The organism is Actinomadura sp. NPDC048955 (assembly GCF_040649435.1).
In the GTDB taxonomy this organism is placed as follows: Bacteria; Actinomycetota; Actinomycetes; order Streptosporangiales; family Streptosporangiaceae; genus Spirillospora; species Spirillospora luteofluorescens.
This window is the reverse complement of sequence record NZ_JBEZJI010000015.1, coordinates 56,430-77,087: the sequence shown is the minus strand read 5'-3', so window position 1 is coordinate 77,087 and position 20,658 is coordinate 56,430. Positions and strand designations below refer to the sequence as shown.

16 protein-coding genes are annotated in these 20,658 nt (G+C 74.1%); 5 read left to right on the top strand and 11 right to left on the bottom strand.

Features of this window, described 5'->3' with window-relative positions; translation table 11 throughout:
* Positions 1–42: 42 nt before the first annotated feature.
* Together AB0C84_RS17225 and AB0C84_RS17220 are read right to left on the bottom strand one after the other, a co-directional pair.
* Positions 43–1,398, bottom strand: coding sequence for a phosphomannomutase/phosphoglucomutase (locus tag AB0C84_RS17225; protein ID WP_361066822.1), 1,356 nt, complete (start codon positions 1,396–1,398; stop codon positions 43–45).
* Between the two features lie 121 nt (positions 1,399–1,519).
* Positions 1,520–1,900 (bottom strand): DUF3499 domain-containing protein, encoded by a 381-nt coding sequence (locus AB0C84_RS17220; RefSeq protein ID WP_179846169.1) that lies wholly within the window; start codon positions 1,898–1,900, stop codon positions 1,520–1,522.
* Between the two features lie 173 nt (positions 1,901–2,073).
* Here AB0C84_RS17220 and AB0C84_RS17215 point away from each other — a divergent pair, with 173 nt between their 5' ends.
* Positions 2,074–2,502 carry a metallopeptidase family protein gene (locus tag AB0C84_RS17215; protein ID WP_361066819.1) on the top strand — a complete coding sequence of 143 codons (429 nt, stop codon included), beginning with the start codon at positions 2,074–2,076 and terminating at the stop codon, positions 2,500–2,502.
* A 180-nt stretch (positions 2,503–2,682) separates the two neighbouring features.
* On the opposite strand, the gene AB0C84_RS17210 is transcribed toward AB0C84_RS17215, so the two are convergent.
* From AB0C84_RS17210 to AB0C84_RS17195, 4 genes are all read right to left on the bottom strand, one after another.
* On the bottom strand, positions 2,683–4,125 hold the full coding sequence (locus AB0C84_RS17210; RefSeq protein WP_361066816.1) for a DUF5719 family protein: 1,443 nt from the start codon (positions 4,123–4,125) through the stop codon (positions 2,683–2,685).
* On the bottom strand, positions 4,125–7,418 hold the full coding sequence (locus tag AB0C84_RS17205) for a glycosyltransferase family 2 protein (RefSeq protein WP_361066813.1): 3,294 nt from the start codon (positions 7,416–7,418) through the stop codon (positions 4,125–4,127). Before AB0C84_RS17205 ends, AB0C84_RS17210 begins: the two co-directional genes overlap by 1 nt.
* Positions 7,419–7,601: 183 nt before the next feature.
* The gene (locus tag AB0C84_RS17200) at positions 7,602–7,865 is read right to left on the bottom strand and encodes a WhiB family transcriptional regulator (protein WP_021594342.1); all 264 of its coding nucleotides are present in this window, start codon (positions 7,863–7,865) and stop codon (positions 7,602–7,604) included.
* Positions 7,866–8,101: 236 nt separating this feature from the next.
* The gene (locus tag AB0C84_RS17195; protein WP_361066810.1) at positions 8,102–9,046 is read right to left on the bottom strand and encodes a hypothetical protein; all 945 of its coding nucleotides are present in this window, start codon (positions 9,044–9,046) and stop codon (positions 8,102–8,104) included.
* Positions 9,047–9,163: 117 nt separating this feature from the next.
* Between AB0C84_RS17195 and cofD the strand changes: the two genes are divergently transcribed.
* The 3 genes from cofD to AB0C84_RS17180 all read left to right on the top strand — a co-directional run bounded on the left by cofD (position 9,164) and on the right by AB0C84_RS17180 (position 14,123).
* Positions 9,164–10,117 carry a 2-phospho-L-lactate transferase gene (gene cofD, locus AB0C84_RS17190; protein WP_179846164.1) on the top strand — a complete coding sequence of 318 codons (954 nt, stop codon included), beginning with the start codon at positions 9,164–9,166 and terminating at the stop codon, positions 10,115–10,117.
* On the top strand, positions 10,114–11,433 hold the full coding sequence (locus AB0C84_RS17185; RefSeq protein ID WP_361066806.1) for a coenzyme F420-0:L-glutamate ligase: 1,320 nt from the start codon (positions 10,114–10,116) through the stop codon (positions 11,431–11,433). Before cofD ends, AB0C84_RS17185 begins: the two co-directional genes overlap by 4 nt.
* 125 nt (positions 11,434–11,558) lie before the next feature.
* Complete coding sequence (locus AB0C84_RS17180; protein ID WP_361066803.1) at positions 11,559–14,123, top strand: bifunctional FO biosynthesis protein CofGH; 2,565 nt, start codon at positions 11,559–11,561, stop codon at positions 14,121–14,123.
* A gap of 39 nt (positions 14,124–14,162) precedes the next feature.
* Here AB0C84_RS17180 and AB0C84_RS17175 read toward each other — a convergent pair whose 3' ends face one another.
* A complete protein-coding gene (locus AB0C84_RS17175; RefSeq protein WP_339155384.1) occupies positions 14,163–15,107 on the bottom strand; it encodes a LysR family transcriptional regulator in 945 nt (314 codons plus the stop codon).
* 287 nt (positions 15,108–15,394) lie between these two features.
* A complete protein-coding gene (locus AB0C84_RS17170) occupies positions 15,395–16,333 on the bottom strand; it encodes a DNA-3-methyladenine glycosylase 2 family protein (protein WP_361066799.1) in 939 nt (312 codons plus the stop codon).
* Between the two features lie 282 nt (positions 16,334–16,615).
* Here AB0C84_RS17170 and AB0C84_RS17165 point away from each other — a divergent pair, with 282 nt between their 5' ends.
* Entirely contained in the window at positions 16,616–17,467 is an 852-nt protein-coding gene (locus tag AB0C84_RS17165; protein ID WP_361066796.1) for a GON domain-containing protein, read from the top strand.
* 63 nt (positions 17,468–17,530) lie between these two features.
* On the opposite strand, the gene AB0C84_RS17160 is transcribed toward AB0C84_RS17165, so the two are convergent.
* The 3 genes from AB0C84_RS17160 to AB0C84_RS17150 all read right to left on the bottom strand — a co-directional run bounded on the left by AB0C84_RS17160 (position 17,531) and on the right by AB0C84_RS17150 (position 20,628).
* Positions 17,531–18,598, bottom strand: a complete 1,068-nt coding sequence (locus tag AB0C84_RS17160; protein WP_179846158.1) for an NDP-sugar synthase — start codon at positions 18,596–18,598, stop codon at positions 17,531–17,533.
* Between the two features lie 30 nt (positions 18,599–18,628).
* Positions 18,629–19,777: a glycosyltransferase family 1 protein gene (locus tag AB0C84_RS17155; RefSeq protein WP_361066793.1), complete on the bottom strand. Its 1,149-nt coding sequence runs from the start codon at positions 19,775–19,777 to the stop codon at positions 18,629–18,631.
* Positions 19,778–19,911: 134 nt separating this feature from the next.
* The gene (locus AB0C84_RS17150) at positions 19,912–20,628 is read right to left on the bottom strand and encodes a class I SAM-dependent methyltransferase (RefSeq protein WP_179846156.1); all 717 of its coding nucleotides are present in this window, start codon (positions 20,626–20,628) and stop codon (positions 19,912–19,914) included.
* Positions 20,629–20,658 lie beyond the last annotated feature (30 nt).

The window sequence follows — 20,658 nt, the reverse complement described above, 5'->3', positions numbered from 1 at the left end:
GCAGCGTCACATCTCCCTTGCAGTCACTTTTCGCCGGCCCGGTCACTTCTCCCTGACCAGGGCCAGGACCTCGTCGCGGATCGCCGCCATGGTGTCCTCGTCGCCTGCCTCGGCGTTCAGGCGCAGCAGCGGTTCGGTGTTGGACGGCCGCAGGTTGAACCACCATCCGGCGGCGCCGTCGCGCACGGTCAGCCCGTCCAGCTCGTCGACCTCGACGCCGGACCGCCCGGCGAAGGCGTCCCTGACCTTCGCGGCGGCCGCGTCCTGGTCGTCGACCTCGCTGTTGATCTCACCGGACGCGGCGTAGCGGGTGTACTCGCCGAGCAGCTCCGACAGCGGCCCGTCCTGCTCCCCGAGGGCGGCGAGGACGTGCATCGCCGCCAGCATGCCGGAGTCGGCGAACCAGAAGTCGCGGAAGTAGAAGTGCGCCGAGTGCTCGCCGCCGAACACCGCGCCGGTCTCGGCCATCGTCTGCTTGATGAACGAGTGCCCGACCCGCGTCCGGACGGGCGTCCCGCCGTGCTCGGCGATGATCTCCGGGACGGCCCTGGAGGTGATCAGGTTGTGCACGATCGAGGAGCCCGGGTGCTTGGCCAGCTCCCGGGTCGCCACCAGCGCCGTGATCGCGGACGGGGAGACGATCTCGCCGCGCTCGTCCACCACGAAGCAGCGGTCGGCGTCGCCGTCGAAGGCGAGGCCGATGTCGGCGCCCGTCTCGCGGACCTTGGCCTGCAGGTCGCGCAGGTTCTCCGGCTCGATCGGGTTGGCCTCGTGGTTGGGGAAGGTGCCGTCCAGCTCGAAGTACAGCGGGACCAGGTCGATCGGCAGGCCCTCGAACACCGGCGGGACGGTGTGGCCGCCCATGCCGTTGCCCGCGTCGACGACGACCTTGAGCGGGCGGATGGACGACAGGTCGACCAGCGTCTTGAGGTGGTCGGCGTAGCCCTTGAGAATGTCGCGCCGCGTGACCGTGCCCGGCTCGCCGTCGAAGGCGGGGACGCCCTTCTCGATCATGTCGCGGATCTCGCCGAGGCCGGTGTCGCGGCCGACGGGCCGGGCGCCGGCGCGGCACAGCTTCAGCCCGTTGTACCTGGCCGGGTTGTGGCTGGCGGTGAACATGGCGCCGGGCAGGCCGAGGCTGCCGCTGGCGTAGTAGAGCATGTCGGTGGAGCCGAGCCCGGCCTCGATGACGTCCGCGCCCTGGGACGTGGCGCCGCGCGCGAACGCCTCGGCCAGCGGAACCGACGACTCCCGCATGTCGTGGGCGGTGACGACCGCGCTCGCCCCGGTGACGCGGACGAACGCCGCGCCGGCCGCCTCGGCGGTCGCGGGGTCGAGCTCGTCCGGCACCACGCCGCGGATGTCGTACGCCTTGAAGATCTTGGCGAGGTCGCCCACTCCTGCTCCTGTCCGAAGAACCGTGCGCGGAAAACGGCAGGCTCACGAGCCTACCGGGAAGGGCGGGGGCGACCCGCCGGGGCGTCGGACCGGGGATCGGGGCCGGGGACGGGCCCCGCGATCACTCCTGGCCGGGCTGCGTTCCGGCGGGTTCGGAGCGGAGCACGCGCAGGTGGCCGCGGCGGCCGACCTCGGTGCCCTGGCCGACCGGCTCGTGCCCGGACCCGGGGGCGGGCTTGGCCGCCTCGCGGACCGCGTCGGCGAGCGCCTCCAGGTCGTCGGCGCTGGGCTCGGACTCCTCCTCGACGGGGAGCCGCACCAGCTCCCACCCCATGGGGGCGGTGAGCCGTTCGGAATGCTCGGCGCACAGGTCGTAGCAGTGCGGCTCGGCGTACGTTGCGAGCGGCCCCAGGACCGCGGTGGAGTCGCGGTAGACGTACGTGAGCGTGAACACTGCGGGCGCCTTGCAGGCGGTGCGGGAGCAAGTGCGGACGGGGCTCACGATGGCTGACCGTACCTCCCCCCACCCGGCTCCGCCACCACCCCGGCGCACGTGTCGCCGTTACCGGGCGATTTCCTTGGTAACAACTACATTCCGTAATGACCCGCTGCACGGACTGTTCCGGACAGGGCCTTCCGTGGGGTCCGCCGTGCGAGCGGAGGTACTCTTGGGGCGTGCGATCCCGTGTGGCAGGCGTACGCCGCCGCGACCGGCACGGTCGCGGCCTCCGTGGTCCTCTGACGCCCCCGCAGGCGCCGGTCTCACGTACCCGGGCGGAACGGTTCGCCGACCTCGTGGACGACGAGGTCCGGCGGCTCGGTGCGCGCTGGGGCCGCGAACTGGCCCGGGTGGAGTTCACGGTCGAGCAGGTGCCGGAGGTCGAGCCCCGGTTCGACGGGCCCGTCCCGCTCGGCCAGACCCTCCCCGGCGACGGCGGTCGGCCCGTGCGCATCGTCGTCTACCGCCGTCCCGTCGAGGCCCGCGCCGCCGACGAGGCCGAGCTCTCCCAGCTGATCCGCGAGCTGCTCGTCGAGGAGGTCGCCGACCTGCTCGGCCTCTCCCCCGAGTCCGTCGACCCCAGCTACGACACCCCCGACGACTAGTTTCGACAGTCCCGGCCCACTTCGCTCGCCTGGCGGCTCGCTACGTGACCGGTACTGGGCGAACGCGGCATCGCTTCGCGATCTGCCCGGCTCCGCTCGCCTCCGGCCTCGCTCCACCGGCCAGCTCACGCGTTCGCGCGCTTGACCGAGGCGGCTCCGAGACAGGCACTCGCGTCGGGGTCAGTTCGGCGTCAGGGCCGTTTGGGAGTCGGCGGTGTCCGGGAGGCGCAGGGTCGTGGGGGCCGGGACGATCGGCAGCACGGTGAACAGGTAGCCGTCGCCCTTGCCTTTGGCGAGGACGCGGGACGCGTAGACGGGCGCCGAGCCGGGCCTCGGAGTGATCACCGCGCCGAAGGAGGCGTCCGCGCCGGTGCCGGGTGCGGCGAGCTCGGTCTCGACGGTGCGTCCGGCGGGGACGTCGACCTGCCGGGGAGTGCCGGCGCCCTGCGCGTTCATGGTCGTGACCTGGACGCTCGCCGCGCCGGACGGGGCGGTCAGGGACAACGACGAGTCGAAGCGGTTGTCGGCGACGACGCCGGGCGCGGACGCGCCGAGCGGCGGCGTGGCGGTGCCGTAGGCGACGTCGGCGCCCCGGTCGGCGGCGAAGCCCGCGAGGATGGGGCGGTCGGCGACGAGCCGGACCGCCGCGGCCTTGCCGGACAGGGCGCCGTCGAGGGCGACGGACGTCACCGTCTTGCCGGGAGCGTCCAGGACGTCTTGGCCCTGCGGGGCGAACGCGCCGTCCGCGGTGATCACCTGGACCCTGATCTGGGCGTCGGCCTCGCCGGGGACCGCGACCAGCAGGCGGCGCCCGCCCGAGCCGCCCGGCACGCCGGGCACGAGGGCGGTGGCCGCGGGCGCGGGCGACCGCGGCAGCCACTCGACGCCCTTCTTCTCACCGATCCGGACGCGCAGGGACGCCGCGACGCGGCCGCTGGTGGTGCGCACGCGCAGGGCGAGATCGGCGGCGGTCTTCACGATGTCGCCGAGCCCCTCGGGCGACCCCCCGATCTTCACGACGCGGGTGGTGTAGGGCTCGACGGGTGTGCCGCGGCCCTCGGTGGTGTCGAGCGGGCCCTCGCCGGACAGGGCGGAGACGTCGACGGACGCGGGCTGCGCGTCGACGTTGGTCAGGTAGAGGTCGAGTTCGTCGGCGGCGACAGGCCCGGGGCCCATGAACCACAGGTCGGTGCCGGGAACCTCGCAGCGGGCGCCGGCGAGGCCGCGGTCGTCGCCGCCGTCCCAGTAGGTGGTCTGCTCCGCCTCCAGGCCGCCGGCGATGGGGCCGGTGGCGCGCAGGGTGTAGGAGTCCTCGCCGGACTTGGTGTCCTTGCCCCAGCCCTGGCCGGGCGTCGTCATGGACCCCAGCGGCGATCCGCCCTTCGTCGGCGTCAGGTCGACGCGCCCGCCGCCCTTCCTCCCGGCGAGGGACTGGACGGCGAGGCGGCCTCCCTCGTGCCCCGGGCAGACCGCCACGGCGTGCGTGACCGGCGCCTCGCGGCCCTTCTCGGACGCCTCGCCCGGGCGGGAGAACGTCGCGGCGCCGTAGAGCGCGGCGACGGCGACGAGCATGAGGGCGGCGGTGGCGTAGCGCATGCCGAGGAAGCGCAGGGCCTTGTCCATCAGGACACCTCCTCGGTGCTGGGTTCCTCCGCCGCCTCCGGTGGCTCCGGCGGTTCCGCGGGCGCGGCGGGCGGCAGCTCGCGCTGGACGCGGGCGCGGGGCACGCGCGGCGCGCGGCGCCGTCCCCGCCGTCCGCGGCGGCGGCGCTCCTTCTCCGCGGCGAGCATCAGCGTGTCGGACTGCGCGCCCGGCAGCGCCAGCACGGCCACCAGCAGGACGGCGATCCCCTGGATCACGACCCAGATGTGCCGCATCGTCATCGACCGGGTCAGTTCGAACTCGCCTCCGGCGGTCGGGACATCGTACCCCTGCGCCCAGCCGTCCACCGTCCGCGCCTTGACGTCGTGGCCGTTCAGCGCGGCCCGCCACCCGCCGTCGGCGGGTTCGGCCAGGAGAAGCGTTCGCGGGCCCGTGCCAGGCGGGAGCTGCACGCGGGCGTCGACGCGCCCGGCGGATAGGGGCGTGACCGTTGAGCCTTGCAGAAGCATCAACCGGGCGGACGTCGCCTGGAGTCGCCACACGGCGAACGTGCCCGTGCGGCTGAGACGCGTCAGTTCGGGGGACGCGTCCAGGACCTTGGTGAGCGGATCGGTCGCCGGGTGCGGCACCAGCAGGTACTGGACGCCCATCCGCGTCAGAGCGGGCCCGTCGTCGCCCTCCCGGCCGACCGCCAGACCGGCGACGAGGTCGTCCATACGGTCTTGGGCCCGGCCCTCGACGACGACCTCCGACTCCCCCAGGCGGGGACGCGCGCCCCTGAGGACCGTGTAGGAGACCCGCCCGGTCTGCTCTCGGTGCAGGACGAGCGTCCTGACTCCGCCGGTCCCCTGGACGAACTGGGGGACGGTGTCGGGGTCGAGCCGCCCCACTGGGCCGCCCGCGCCGCCGGCCACCCAGAGCGCGGCCGCCAGGACGGGCGCCGTGAGCGCCGCGGCGAGCACGGCCGCCCCGCCCGCCTTGTAGATCAGGTGATTGCCGGCGAGGGTCTCGGTGGCGCGCTGCACGGCGGCGGTGGCGGCCAGCAGCAGCCCGGCGCCCGCGAACAGCAGCGCGACCCCGGGCCACGCCGGCGCCTCGTCCGCCCCCTTGGTGACGGTGGCGGCGCTGGTCAGCACCGCGACGAGCAGCCCGAAGACGGCCAGCAGCCAGCCGGCGAGCACGTGGCCCCGGCGGCTGCGGAGCGGCAGCGCGCACACGGCGACCGCGAGCAGCCCGGCGAGCGCCCACCGCGCGGGCGTGCCCGGCCCTCCCGGGTCGAGCGCCAGCAGGTCGGCCGGGGCGGCGGGGGCGAACCGCCGGTGCAGGCCCGCCTCGGTCAGGAACCGGGACGGATGCAGCAGCAGGCCCGCGGTCCACGGGAGCGTGAGCAGCGGCGGGACGCCGAGCGCGATGGCCAGGCCGCGCAGGCCCTGGCGCCCCGGCCGGTCCAGCAGCGCCCGCACCATCCCGGCGGCCAGCAGGGCGATCGGCCAGATCAGCGGGACGAAGGACATCGCGACGGCGAGCAGCAGCGCGACCGTCCAGGTGGCCCGCCCGGCGCGCTTGCGGCGCGTCCGGGCGTCGAGCGCGGCGGCCTCCGACCGGGGGAAGCCGTAGAAGCGGGCGGCGTGCACGGCGATCAGCGGCAGGAGGACGAGGACGACGCAGGTCCCGATCCGCCCGCCCGCGACGGCGCCGGTCGCGGCGGGAAGCAGCGCGTACACGGCGGCGAACCAGGCCCGGACGGCCGAGAGCGGGACGCGGCGGCCGGACACGCGGGCGCGCCGTCCCGTCCGCGGCGCCTCCACCACCAGCAGCCGCGACGCGCGGTAGGCGGTGAGCCCGGCCAGCGGGACGCTGCCGAGCAGCAGGACCGACACCGCCAGCCACGGCTTGCCGAACGCCGCGGTGGACAGCACGGCCAGGACCCCGACGTACGGGGGGCTGCCCGCGTCGGTGCCGAGCCCCACCGGGTGCCAGCCCGACAGGTACTGCGCCCACAGGTCGCTCGCGCCGCCCCACACGGGGACGAGCGCGCCGCCGCCGAGCCGCCCGGCGGCCGTCGCCAGGGAGCGTTCGGCGGCGACCGCGACGGCGGTGAGGCCGAGCACGACCATCACGCCGGGGCGGGCGAGGAACCGGCGGATCGGGCCGGGCTCGTCGGCCGTGAGGTCGTCGTCCCTGTCCTCGCGGTCGCGCTCGTGGGCGGCGAAGTGCTCCGAGACGGCCTCGCCGGCCCGGCGCAGGACGACCCAGCGCGTCTGGAACCGGCGGACGCTGCGCCGCACGCGCGTGCGGCCCTCGGCGCGGGCGGCCCGCGCGCGCCGGAGCCGGCCGGGCGAGCGCAGCACGTCGCCGAGCGCGCGCAGCTCCTCGCGGGCCATGCCCGGCCGTTTGGTGGCCACCAGGACGAGGGCGTGCGCGAGCGACGCCCACACGTTGCGGACGAGGGCCCGCGGCAGCGCCCCGAGCGGCTGGTTGGCGAACAGGGTGAGCAGCGCGTTGCGGCGGTCGCGGCGGGCGGGGTGCTCGGCGGTCATGCCGATCCCGCGGAGCCCGCGCCGGGACGCCTCCGCGTGGTAGACGACGGCGTCGCTGGCGGTGACGACCCGGTACCCGGCGGCGTGGACGCGCCAGCAGAAGTCCAGGTCGTCGCGGAAGATGCCGTACTCGACGTCGAAGCCGCCGAGCTTCTCCCACACGTCGCGGCGGACCAGCATCCCCGCGCTGCCGACCGACAGGACGTCCCGGACGCCGTCGTGCTGGCCCTGGTCGAACTCGCGCCGGTCCAGGCCGGTGTGGCGGCGCCCGGCGGCGTCGACGGTGACGCCGAGCTCGCGCAGGACGCGGCGATCGTCCCAGTCGCGGACCTTGGGGCCGAGCACCGCCACGTTGGGGTCGGCGTCGGCCGTCCGCAGCAGCCGGTCGAGCGCGTCGCGGTCGGGCGCGCAGTCGTCGTGCAGCAGCCAGATCCACTCCGTGCGGGGCTTGCGGGAGTCCTGGCCCTGGTCGGCGTGGGGGGCGGGGGCGGACTCGTCCTCGGGGACGGGCACGGACGCGGCGTCCTGCCGCAGCGCCTCGGCGATGGCCTCGCCGTAGCCGGTGGTGCGGGGCAGCGTGAGGACCTGGTCGCCGCCGACGACCTCGGCGAGGACGGCGGGTCCGCGGTCGGTGCTGCCGGTGTCGACGGTCACGAGCCGCTGCGCGGGGCGCGACTGCGTCAGCAGCGCCTTCAGCGCCTCCGGAAGCCACCGCGCGCCGTCGTGCGCGACGAGGACGGCGGTGACGACATGGCGATCGAGGGTGGGGGCCAAGGGTGGCTCGATCTGTGGGACGGACGGTGTCGGTGCCGGCCGGACGGGCGGTGCGGGACGAGCGCGCGGTGCCCGGACGGACAGCAGCCGTGCCGGCCCAGGGCCGGCACGGCTGATAACTGTACGCGTGGCCGCGCCGGGCACGCTCCGGATCCACCGAGATCCGGGGACGCGGCCCGTGGGTCAGACGGCCTGCCGCTTCAGCTTCCGGCGTTCCCGCTCGGAGAGCCCTCCCCAGATGCCGAACCGTTCGTCGTGCTGCAGCGCGTACTCAAGGCACTCCGTACGCACCTCGCATGCCCGGCACACCTTCTTGGCCTCGCGAGTGGAGCCGCCCTTCTCCGGAAAAAACGCCTCCGGGTCCGTCTGCGCGCACAGGGCGCGCTCCTGCCAGCCCAACTCTTCGCCGTCTGTGCCGTGCGCCAGCGGGATGACCACCTCGCTCACAGCGCACCTCCCTGCCCGTGGAACCCCCTGGTCAATGCCCTCCCACGAGTTCCTTCCCCCGAGACGGCATTGAAACTACACCGACGAAATTACACGCGTGTAGCAGTGGCCCCGTCAAGCCGGAAGGCATTCCCGGGCGACATAGCGGGTTTTGCCGGGATGGGCATGCTGACCTTTGGATGAAGATCAGTTAATCGGGCGGTCACCGGCGGGACCCCTGCCCCGCCGGAAGATCGTCACTGCGGCGGCGGGGGACGGTTGTCCCGGTACCAGTCGCCGCCCTCCTGGTCGCCGCCCTGCGGCGGGGCGGGCTGGGTGCCCTGCGGGTCCTGGCCGGAGCCGCCGCCGTAGGCACGGGTCCACTCGCCCATGTCCTCCTGCTCGGCGGGCGGCTGCCCCTGCTGCGGGCCCTGCTGGTAGCCGCCCTGGCCGCCGTACTGCTGGTACTCCTGCGGCTGGCCGTGCTGGTCGTAGCCCGGCTGGGCGGGCTGGCCGTACTGCTGCTGCCCGTACTGCTGCTGGCCGTACTGCTGCTGCTCGTACCCCGGCTGGGCGGGCTGCTGCCCCTCACCGGCCTGCTGCCCGTACTGCGGGTACTGCTGGTACTGCTGCTGCTCGTAGCCCGGCTGGGCGGGCTGCCCGTACTGCTGCTGCTGCCCGTACTGCTGCTGGCCCGGCTGGCCCTGCTGGTAGCCGAAGTCGGGGTAGCCGCCCTGCTGCTGCATCTGCGGCTGCGGGCGGGGCGGCTGCATCCCCTTGAAGACCGTGAAGGCGAACCAGCCGCCGACGCCGACGACGGCCAGGTCACCGGCGCCGACCAGGAAGGTCGTGAGCTTGGTCACCGCGCCCGCGTAGTCGGAGTTGGCGAGCATCCCGCTCAGCCAGCAGATCACGCCGAACAGCCCGATGCCGCCGAGAACGCCGAGCGCCCCCATGGTGATCGTCCGCGCCTGCGGGGTCGGGGCGGCGCCCGAGGTCGTCAGCGCGATCGCCAGGGCGACGAGGCCGACCATCGCGACCTGCAGGAAGGTCCCGTCGTTGGTCTGGCCGAGGGCGCGCAGCGTGAAGCTGCCCCCGCCGCCGAGAAGCGAGATGATGCCCGCGAGAAGGTGGACGCCCGCCGCGGCGAGCAGGACCCAGGCGGCCGGTTCGCGCAGGCGCTGGACGGCTTCCTTGTTCACGGTGGCATCTCCAGACTCGGGACCGGGCGTTCTCCGATAGCAGGCAAAGCTTTGCATAGTGTCGCCCGGGGCGGCGACCCCTCTGCTCTCCTCGGGGATCACCGTAGGGTTGGGACCATGAAGATCGTGGCGTTGGCGGGCGGGATCGGCGGCGCCCGTTTCCTGCGCGGGCTCCTGGCGGCCGCCCCGGAGGCGGAGATCACCGTCATCGGCAACACCGGGGACGACATCTCCCTGTTCGGCCTGCGGGTCTGCCCCGACCTGGACACCGTGATGTACACGCTCGGCGGCGGCATCAACGAGGAGCAGGGCTGGGGACGGGCGGAGGAGACCTTCACCGTCAAGGAGGAGCTGGCCGCCTACGGGGTGGGGCCGGGCTGGTTCGGGCTCGGCGACCGCGACTTCGCGACGCACATCGTCCGGACGCAGATGCTGGCGGCGGGCTACCGGCTGTCCGCGGTGACCGAGGCGCTGTGCGACCGGTGGCGGCCGGGGGTCCGGCTGCTGCCGATGACCGACGACCAGGTCGAGACGCACGTGGTGGTCGAGGACGAGCAGGGGCGGCGCGCGATCCACTTCCAGGAGTGGTGGGTGCGGATGCGCGCCTCGGTCCCGGCGCTGTCGATCGCGGCGGTGGGCGCCGCGGAGTCCGCGCCGGCGCCGGGGGTGCTGGCGGCGGTCGAGGCGGCCGACGTGGTGCTGTTCCCGCCGTCCAACCCGGTGGTGAGCATCGGGACGATCCTGGCGGTGCCCGGCATCCGGGACGCGGTCGCGACCAAGACCGTGGTGGGCGTGTCGCCCATCGTCGGCGGGGCGCCCGTGCGGGGGATGGCCGACGCGTGCCTGACCGCGATCGGGGTGGAGACGTCGGCGCGGGCGGTCGCCGAGCACTACGGCCTCGGGCTGCTGGACGGCTGGCTGGTCGACGACGCCGACGCGGACGTGCGGGTGGAGGGCATCGAGGTGCGCTCGCGGCCGCTGCTGATGCGCGACGCCGAGACGACCGCCGCCATCGCGCGGGCGGCCCTGGACCTGGCGGTGGAGCTGAAGCGGGCGGGGGTCGCCGAATGAGCGCGGGACCGAGCGGAGCCGTCCCCCCGCGCAAGATCGAGGTGTTCGGCGTGCCGGGGCTCCCGGAGGTCGCCGAGGGCGCCGACATCGCCGCGCTGATCCCGGACGGGACGGTCGAGGACGGCGACGTCCTCGTCGTCACCTCCAAGATCGTCAGCAAGGCGGAGGGGCGGGTCCTGGTCGCGGACGACCGGGAGAAGGCCATCGACGCCGAGACCGTGCGGGTGGTGGCGCGGCGGACGCACGCCCGCGGCGAGACCCGGATCGTCGAGACGCGGCAGGGGCTGGTCCTGGCCGCCGCCGGTGTGGACGCGTCCAACACCCGGCCCGGCACGGTGCTGCTGCTGCCGGAGGACCCGGACGACTCGGCCCGGCGCATCCGGGCCGGGGTGCGGGAGCGGACCGGCGCGGACGTGGCCGTGATCGTGTCGGACACGCTCGGGCGGCCCTGGCGCAACGGGCTGACGGACGCGGCGATCGGCGTCGCCGGCCTGGCCCCGCTCAGCGACCTGCGCGGCCGCGACGACGCCTACGGCAACCGCCTGGACGTCACGATCACGGCGGTCGCCGACGAGATCGCGGCGGCCGGAGAGTTGGTCAAGGGCAAGCTGGAGGGCGTGCCGATCGCGGTCGTGCGCGGGCTGTCCGGCCTGCTCACGCGAGAGGACGGGCCCGGCGCGCGGGCGCTGGTGCGTCCGCCGGAGGAGGACATGTTCCGGTTCGGGTCGGCGGACGTGCTGGGCGCGCGGCGCACGATCCGCGAGTTCACCGCGGAGCCGGTGGACCCGGCGGCGGTGCGGCGGGCGGTCGGCGCTGCGATCACCGCGCCGGCGCCGCACCACACCACGCCGTGGCGGTTCGTCCTGCTGGAGTCGGCGGGCTCGCGGACGCGGCTGCTGGACGCGATGCGCGACGCCTGGGAGGCCGACCTGCGCCGCGACGGCTTCTCCGACGAGTCGGTCGCCAAGCGGCTGCGGCGCGGCGAGGTGCTGCGCCGGGCCCCCTACCTCGTCGTCCCGTGCCTGGTCATGGACGGGTCGCACGACTATCCGGACGAGCGGCGGTCCCGCGCCGAGCGCGAGATGTTCGTGGTGGCGGCCGGGGCGGGCGTGGAGAACCTCCTGGTCGCGCTGGCCGTGGAGGGGCTCGGCTCGTGCTGGGTGTCGAGCACGATGTTCTGCCGGGACGTGGTCCGCGACGTCCTCGACCTGCCGGACGAGTGGGACCCGATGGGCGCCGTCGGGGTGGGCCACGCGGCCGCGCCCCCGCGCGAGCGGCCGCCGCGCTCCCCGGACGCCTTCATCGAGGTCAGGTGATGGGACAGGGACCGCGGGAATAGACGCGGGTGGGCCCCGGCTTCTACGGCCGGGGCCTTTTCCTTTTCGTCCGTTTCCGGGCCCCGGCGCGGCGCCGAATATGACGATTGGCATAGAGTGCCCGCATGGACGCCCCGAGCTCCGCTCTTCGCCGGGCCCTGGCCCGCGCGCGCGACGGCAAGACACTGGACCGATCCGAGGCCACCACCCTGCTGCGGGCCCGCGGTGCGCAGCTCGACGACCTGCTCGCCCACGCGGCCCGCACACGCGACGCCGGTCTGGAGGCCGCGGGCCGTCCCGGCGTCATCACCTACAGCCGCAAGGTCTTCATCCCGCTGACCCGGCTGTGCCGGGACCGCTGCGGGTACTGCACGTTCGCGACCGTCCCGCACCGGCTCGACTCGCCCTATCTCAGCCCCGACGAGGTGCTGGACATCGCGCGGCGCGGCGCCGAGCTGGGCTGCAAGGAGGCGCTGTTCACGCTCGGGGACCGCCCCGAGGACCGGTGGCGCCCGGCCCGCGAGTGGCTGGACGCGCACGGCTACGACGACACCCTCTCGTACGTGCGCGCGATGGCGATCCGGGTCCTGGAGGAGACCGGGCTCCTGCCGCACCTGAACCCCGGGGTGCTGACCTGGCGCGACTTCCAGCGCCTCAAGCCGGTCGCGCCGTCCATGGGGATGATGCTGGAGACGACCGCGACGCGGCTGTTCAGCGAGCGCGGCGGCCCCCACTTCGGGTCGCCTGACAAGGACCCGGCCGTCCGGCTGCGGGTGCTGGAGGACGCGGGCCGCACGAACGTGCCGTTCACGACCGGCATCCTCATCGGGATCGGCGAGACCGTCGAGGAGCGCGCGGACGCGATCTTCGAGATCCGGCGGACCATGCGCGAGTACGGGGCGATCCAGGAGGTGATCGTCCAGAACTTCCGCGCCAAGCCCGACACGAAGATGCGCGACACCCCCGACGCCGAGCTGGAGGAGCTGGCCGCGACGATCGCGGTGACGCGGCTCGTCCTCGGCCCGAAGGCGCGCGTGCAGGCGCCGCCGAACCTCGTCGCCGAGCAGTACGCGCTGATGCTGCGCGCCGGGATCGACGACTGGGGCGGGGTGTCGCCGCTGACGCCCGACCACGTGAACCCGGAGCGGCCGTGGCCGCAGATCGACGAACTGGCCGCCAGGACCGCCGGGGCGGGGTTCGCGCTGCGCGAGCGGCTCACGATCTACCCCGAGTACGTGCGGCGCGGCGAGCCGTGGCTGGACCCGCGCCTCACCGCGCACGTCGCCGCCCTCGCCGACCCCGCGACGGGGCTGGCGCGGGAGGACGCCGTCCTGGAGGGACGCCCCTGGCAGGAGCCCGACGGCGGGTTCGAGGCGTCCGGCCGCACCGACCTGCACACCGAGATCGACACGACGGGCCGCACCGCGGACCGGCGCGACGACTTCGACGAGGTGTACGGCGACTGGGACGCGCTGCGCGAGCGCATGGCCGCCCCCCAGCGGTTCGACGCCGACGTCAAGGCCGCTCTGGCCCGCGCGGAGAAGGACCCCGCGGGGCTGTCCGACGACGAGGCCCTGGCCCTCCTGCACGCCGAGGGCCCGGAGTTGGACGCGCTCGCCGCGCTCGCCGACGGCCTGCGGCGCGACACCGTCGGCGACGAGGTCACCTACGTCGTCACCCGGAACATCAACTTCACGAACGTCTGCTACACCGGCTGCCGGTTCTGCGCGTTCGCGCAGCGCCGCACGGACGCCGACGCCTACACGCTGTCCCTGGAGCAGGTCGGGGACCGCGTGGACGAGGCGTGGGAGGCGGGCGCGACCGAGGTCTGCATGCAGGGCGGCATCCACCCGGACCTGCCCGGCACCGCCTACTTCGACCTCGCCCGCGAGGTGAAGCGCCGCGCGCCCGGCATCCACCTGCACTCCTACAGCCCGATGGAGGTCGTGAACGGCGCGTCCCGGACGGACCTGTCGATCCGGGAGTGGCTGGAGGCGGCGAAGGAGGCGGGCGTCGACTCGCTGCCCGGGACGGCCGCCGAGATCCTCGACGACGACGTGCGGTGGGTGCTGACCAAGGGGAAGCTGCCCACCGACCAGTGGGTCGAGGTCGTCACCACCGCGCACGAGATCGGCATCCCGACGACGTCCACGATGATGTACGGGCACGTGGACACCCCCGCGCACTGGGTCGCGCACATCAGGCTGCTGCGGTCGATCCAGGAGCGGACGGGCGGGTTCAGCGAGTTCGTGCTGCTGCCGTTCGTCCACCACAACTCGCCCATCTACCTCGCGGGGCTGGCGCGGCCGGGGCCGACCGCGCGGGAGAACGTCGCCGTCCACGCCCTGGCGCGCATCCTCCTGCACGGCGCGATCCCCAACATCCAGACGTCGTGGGTGAAGCTCGGGGACGAACTGTGCACGCGGGTCCTCCAGGGAGGGGTGAACGACCTCGGCGGAACCCTCATGGAGGAGACCATCAGCCGGATGGCCGGCTCGGAGAACGGGTCGTTCAAGCCCATCAGCGAACTGGAGGCGATCGCGGCTCGCGCGGGCCGTCCCGCCAGGCAGCGCACCACCCTCTACGGCGACGTCCCCGCCGAGCGGCTGGAGGCGTCCCGCCGCACCGACGGCATCGGCCACTTCGGACGGCAGGGTCTCACCCTGACGCCGGTGACGCGCCCCGTGTGACCGGCCCGCCGACCTGCGAGGCCGTCGCGGAAGGCCCGGTCAGGGCGCGCCGCGGCGGCAGCTCGGGCGCCGCTCGACCAGCAGGTCGGCCGAGCGGCGCAGCTCCCGCAGGACGGCCGTGACCGACGGCCGCACCTCCGCGCCGACGCGCGTCCACATGACCATGCGGCGGTCCACGGGGGCGTCCGCGACGTCCCGCACGACGATGCCCTCCTCCCGCTCGGCGAGCGCGAGGTCGGGCACCAGGCACACCGCGCCGCCCTGGGCGACCATCGCGAAGATGACCATCAGGTCGTTGGACCTGTAGCGGACGTCGGGCCGGAACCCGCCCAGCTCCACGCACGTCCGTTCGAGCAGGTCGGCGTGGTTGGTGCCGACGTGCCCGGTGGCCCACGGGCATCCGGCCAGGTCGGCCATCCGGACCGGCCCGCCCGGCCCGGCGAGCGGATGGCCCTCCGGCATCCCGACCCGCATGATCTCGGTGACGAGGACCTCGGAGGTCAGCTCGGGCCGGCGCGGGCGCGGCAGGTGCGAGTACTCGTCGGTCAGCACGACGTCGATCTCCTGGAGCACCAGCGCCTGGAGCACCCGGTGGAACTCCTCGTCCAGCACGTCCACCGTGAGGTCGGGATAGGCCTCCGCCAGCCGCGGCAGCGCGGGCGCCAGCACGTGCAGCAGCGCCGTCTGGAAGCCGACGAGCCGCACCACGCCCGCGACGCGGCCGCTCGCGGCGAGCGCCGCCTCCTCGGCCCGCTTCGCCCGCGCCAGCAGCACCTCGGCGTGCTCGACGAGCACCTCGCCCGCCTCGGTCAGCCGCAGCCGCCGCCCGGCCCGCTCGACCACCGGGACGCCGATGTCCCGCTGGAGCTGCGCGAGCTGCTGCGACACCGCGGACGGCGTGTAGCCGAGGGAGTCGGCGACCGCGGCGAGCGTCCCGCGCAGCTTGAGCTCGCGCAGCACTCGCAGACGTCCGAGATCCAGCATGGTGAAGCGATTCTTACACAATCCCTACAGAAAGCCTCGCTGGACCTGAACGTTGGACGGAGTCAAACTGTAGGTGCGACGGAAAGAGGCGGAGACCCCGGCCCCTCCGATCGCCCCGCGCGGGAACGCCTCCACTGCGATCCCAAGGAAGAAGACCATGCTGTACGTACTCGGCCTCATCATCGCCCTCGCCGTTCTCGGCCCCCTCTTCGGCGCCGACAGCCGGGACGGCCTCGACTGGGCCCCGAACCACTTCTGGCTGCGCCGCCGCACGGCGAAGGCCCCGGTCAGAAGGACCGGTAGTCCCGAACGGGCAAACGGGGGCCGCGCCTCGGCGGGTGCATCCCGGACGATTCCAGCAGCCGGGTGACCCGGTAGCGATGACCGGCGTAGGGCTCCAGCAGTTCCAGCATCCCGGCGTCGTCGACCTTGCGGCCCGCCAGCGCCCAGCCGACCAGGCCGGGCAGGTGGTAGTCGCCGACGGAGACGGCGTCGGGATCGCCCACCGCGCGCTGCCTGACCTCGGCGGCCGTCCACACGCCGATGCCCGGCAGCGACCGCAGCCGCGCCTCGCCCGGGTCCTCCTCCAGCCGCCCCGCGACCCGCGCCGCCCCGATGATCGTCCGGGCCCGGACGGCCTCCAGGCCGGACCGGTGCCACTCCCACGAGGGAATCCGGATCCACACCTCCGGCGGCGGCGGGACCCGCAGGTGCGGGGCGCCGGGCGCGGGCTGCCCGAACCGGCGCAGCAGGTAGGCCCAGGCGCGCCACGCCTCCTGCCCCAGCACCTTCTGCTCCATCACCGCGGGCACGAGCGCCTCGAAGACCCGCCGCGTCCGTCCGATCCGCAGCCCCGGGCGCTTGAGCACCTGGTCGCGGACGACGTCGTGCCGCGCGACGAACCCGTCCAGCTCGTCGGCCGCCCCCAGTAGCTCGGGCACCCCGTCCAGCAGCCATTCGGCGCCCGGCCCCCAGGCCGTGGCCTCGACGGCGTCCCCGGCCCACCCGACCCGCAGCGTGCCCGGCCCGCCGGGGGTGTGGGACGTCCGCCAGACGGACCCGTCCCGCTCGAACCGGCACGCCGGATCGCGCGCCCCGCGCCGATGCGGCGCGAGCGCGTCCTTCAGATCCAGCTCCCACGGCGGCCGCCACATCCGGACCCGGCCGGGGAGGCGCCCAGCGGTCGCCTTCCCGGCCACCCCGGGCGACGGTTCAGCAACACTCAACGAGCCGACTCTCCCTGCTTGACACGCCCCTCGAGACCCGTCGAGGCCCTTGCGCACGCCCGCGCCTCGACGGTCTCGGCCACCAGTCTGCCACCGCCCCGCACCCGGACTCCCCACCAGGGACGCAAAACATAAATGTCGCCATAAAACGAAATTCTTCCTTATTGCTGCTGCAAGGCTTTACGCATTCATTACCCCCTCTCCCCGCCTTGCGCTATTTTGTGATTACAAAATGGCTGTTAATCTGCCGGGCAGCACTACCCCCCAAAAAAGGAAGAATTCATGGCGAAATTGCCATTCCGGGCATCGCTGGTCCTCGCGGCCGCGTGCACGGCCCTGCCCATGGTCGCGACGCCCCCCGCGCACGCCGACGCCGGCGTCGTGTACCGAAGCTGCCAGCAGGTCCGCCAGAACTTCCCCACCGCGCCGAACGGCATCTACCTGCTGCACAATGGCGCGAAGCTCTTCACGGTGTACTGCGCCGACATGGCGACGGCTCCCAAGGAGTACGTCACGCTCGAAAAGACCGGGCAGTCCGAGAATTACTCGCAGTACACCGCCGGCGGCGCGTCCCCCGGCACGAACGTCAGGACCCGCTTCACCCGGCTCCGCCTCGACCCCGCGACGTTCATCGTGGACATCGGCGACCTGAAGTACGCGTCGTCCACCGGCTCGCTCAGGCACAGCGGCTCCACGACCGTGACGAGCATGCCCTACGCCGTCGCGATGTCGTGCACGAACACCCCCGTCGGCGAGGGGAACATCGATCTGCGCGGCACGTCCGTCAAGGTGGACAACACGTTCGCCACGAGCGGTTTCAACCCCTCGGGCTCGGCGACCGTCAGCCCGAGCGCGCAGGTCGTCACCCTGCGCGGCGGCGGCTCCTGCGGCTGGATCATGCCGACCCCGGTCCGCTACAACCCGTTCAACCCGAGCCCGGGCATGCCCAACCTCAAACTGGACTGCGCGAACCAGATCCGGAGCGCACGCCAGATCTGCCTCGTCCTCGCCGGAACCGCCAGGAGCACGGTGCAGGTGACCAGGGAGGGCTCCCGCCTCCTGGTGCGCCTGCGCCCCGGCGGCCGCACGGTGGCGGTACTCGGCCTGGACGGCCGGGTCCGTTCCCTCCGCTGACCCGCAACACACACGAGCCCGCCTTGCGCCTCCCCGCGCAAGGCGGTCTTGCTTTCGCTCGTCTCAGTCGTCGGCGGAGAAGCGGATGGCGGTCGGCGGGAGTTCGATTCCGGGCCAGACGCGGACGCCGCAGCGCAGCTCGTTGCCGGGACCCACCACGGCGCCGTCACCCAGCACGACGCCGTCGAGGACCGCGCCGGGGCCGACCCGGGCGCCCCGGCTGAGGACCGAGTCGCGGACGGTGGCGCCCTCGGCGACGTAGGCGTCCTCCAGCAGGACGCTTCCGATCACGGTGGCGCCCGCCTCGACGACGGCGCCGCGGCCGACGGTGGTGCCGCCCCGCACGACCGCGCCCGGCGCGACCCGCGCGCCCGCGAGGGCGAGGCGCTCCCCGGGCTCGCCGGGCATGGCGGGCGAGGCCAGGGCGCCGAGGACGAGGTCGCGCGACCCCCGGACGAAGGCCTCGGGGGTGCCGACGTCGAGCCAGTAGCCCGACTCGACATAGCCCATGACCACCGCGCCGGAGGAGATGAGCGACGGGAACGTCTCGCGCTCGACGGAGACCACCTCGTGCTCGGGGATCGCGTCGATGGCCGACCGGCGGAACACGTAGCAGCCCGCGTTGATCTGGTTCGTCACCGGATGGGGCGTCTTCTCAAGGAACGCGGTGACTCGGCCGTCGTCGGCCGTGGGGACGCACCCGAAGCGGGACGGGTCGTCGACCTCGGTGAGGTGGAGGGTCACCTCGGCGGCGGCGGCCTCGTGCACCTTCACCTGGGCGCGGACGTCGTGGCCCGACAGGATGTCGCCGTTCAGGATCAGGACGGGGTCGTCCGGGCCGCAGGTGAGGGCGCGGGCGGCGTTGCGGATGGCGCCGCCGGTGCCGAGCGGCTCGTCCTCGCTGACGTAGGCGAGGTCGACGCCGTAGGCGCGGTCGCCGAAGGCCGCCTCGAACATCTCGGCGCGGTAGGACGTGGCGAACACGATGCGCTCGACGCCCGAGGCGTGGGCGCGGGCCAGCTGGTGCGCGAGGAACGCCACCCCGGCGGTGGGGAGCAGGGGTTTCGGGGTGGAGATCGTCAGGGGGCGCAGACGGGTGCCCTGACCGCCCACCAGGAGGATCGCTTCCACTCGGTTCCTTTCGCCGGGTTGGAAGCGAGCCTAGTGGGTGCGTGCGGCGGCGTACTGGTCCACGGCGCGCTGGTAGGAGGCCATGTGCGCCTCCGCGGACGCCGACCAGGAGAACCGCTCGGAGCGGGTGTGGGCGGCGTCGGCGAGCTCGGCGCGGCGGGCCGGGTCGTCGATCAGCGCGGTGAGGGCGGCGCCGATGCCGTCCGGGTCGGGCTCGGTGTAGGCGACCGCCTCGCCGCCGACCTCGGGGAGGGGGCCCCGGTGGGTGGTCAGGACCGGCGCGCCGCAGGACATGGCCTCCAGGACGGGCAGTCCGAAGCCCTCGCCGCGGCTCGGGAGCGCGACGACCAGGGCGCCGCCGAAGAAGCCGGGCAGGGCGGGCCAGGGCAGGTAGCCGGGGCGCAGGACGCGCAGCTCCAGCGGGACGGTGGCGAGGGCCGCGTCGATCTCGTCGTCCCAGCCGCCGCTGCCCGCGAGGACGAGCGCCGGGGCGTCCTCGCGGCCGGCGCAGGCCCGCACCCAGCCGCGGATCAGGTTCGGGACGTTCTTGCGCGGCTCCAGCGCGCCCAGGTAGGCGATGTAGGGGCGGCCGTGCAGGCCGAGGCGGTCGGAGACGTGCTTGACCTCCGGCTCGGACGGCCGGTGGAAGACCTCGTGGTCGACGCCGTGGTAGGCGACGTCGATGTGGGACGGGTCGGCGCCGAGGATGCGGACCAGCTCGTCGCGCGTCGCGCGGGACGGGGCGATCAGCCGGGTCGCGCGGCGGGCCGCGGTGCGGGTCGCGGACTTGATGTAGGAGGTGCGCACCGGGTCGTGCAGCTCCGGCTCGGCGAACAGGGTGACGTCGTGGATCGTCACCACGGTCGGCAGGCCGGCGCTCACCGGCATCGTGTAGGTGGGCAGGTGGATGACGTCGGCGGCGACGCGCCGGGCCACGTGCGGCAGGCCCGACTGCTCCCAGGCGAGCCGGGTGGCGCGGTGCGAGAGCGTCGCCGGGCCGGCGACGACCTGCGCGCCGGGGGCCAGGCCCTCATAGCGTTCGGCGTCCGCACGCTGGCAGGCGACGGCGAGGTCGGCGCCCTGCCGGTGCAGGGCGCACAGCAGCCCGTCCACGTACCGGCCGAGCCCGCCGCGGTCGGCGGGCACGGCGGTGGCGTCGAGCAGAATCCGAGGCGCCACGGTCCACTCCCCCATCCAGCGCGCGGTGGCGTAGATCACCCTTTACCCTCCGAGCGTACGCCCGGAAGGCGCCAACTCGCCGGATCTCGTTCCACGCGATTCATCGTGAGGGGCCCTCCCCACACGGCCACCTCTTACGCGCCCGGCGCTCTTTTCCGGGCCCGGACCAGGACGATGCTGCCGCGCTCGTTCGGCGCGGCGCGGTCGGCGAGGGCGACGAGCGGCGTGAGCGGAGCGGCCGCGTTGAAGCCGACCTTGCCGCCGTAGGTGGAGAGGGACAGGTAGAGGCGCTCGGTGGCGGCCGTGCGGAACTGGTAGCTGTGGCCGACGAGGTCCAGGCCGCGCTCGTCCATCAGCTTGCTCAGGCTGTCGTGGGTGTAGGTGTGCTGGACGTGGTACTTGGCCTTGTGCGCGTCGCGCAGCTTCGGCCAGGCGTCGGCACGGCTCAGCACGTCGGCGGACATGAAGATCTCACCGCCGGGCTTGAGGACGCGCGCCATCTCGTCCAGCGACCTGCCGCCGTCGTCGAAGTGCTCGATCGCGCAGACCGACAGGACCGCGTCGAAGGAGCCGTCGGCGAACGGCAGCCGCAGCGCGTCGCACTCGATCAGCGCCGGGGCGTGCGCGAGCGTCCGCCCGTAGACCATCTTGCCGCGGGCCAGGTCGATCGAGACGGCGTCGGCGCCGCGCCGGCGCGCGCGGCCGGCCCAGTAGCCGTCACCGCCCGCGACGTCGAGGACCCGCTTGCCGCGCAGGTCGCGCCCCATCCAGTCGAGCAGCGTCCCCGCCTCGCGGTACCGGCACACGTGCACCTGGTGCCCCATGAAGGCGACCACATCCGAAATCTTCATCGCCACCCAACTCTAGGCGGAGCGGACGGC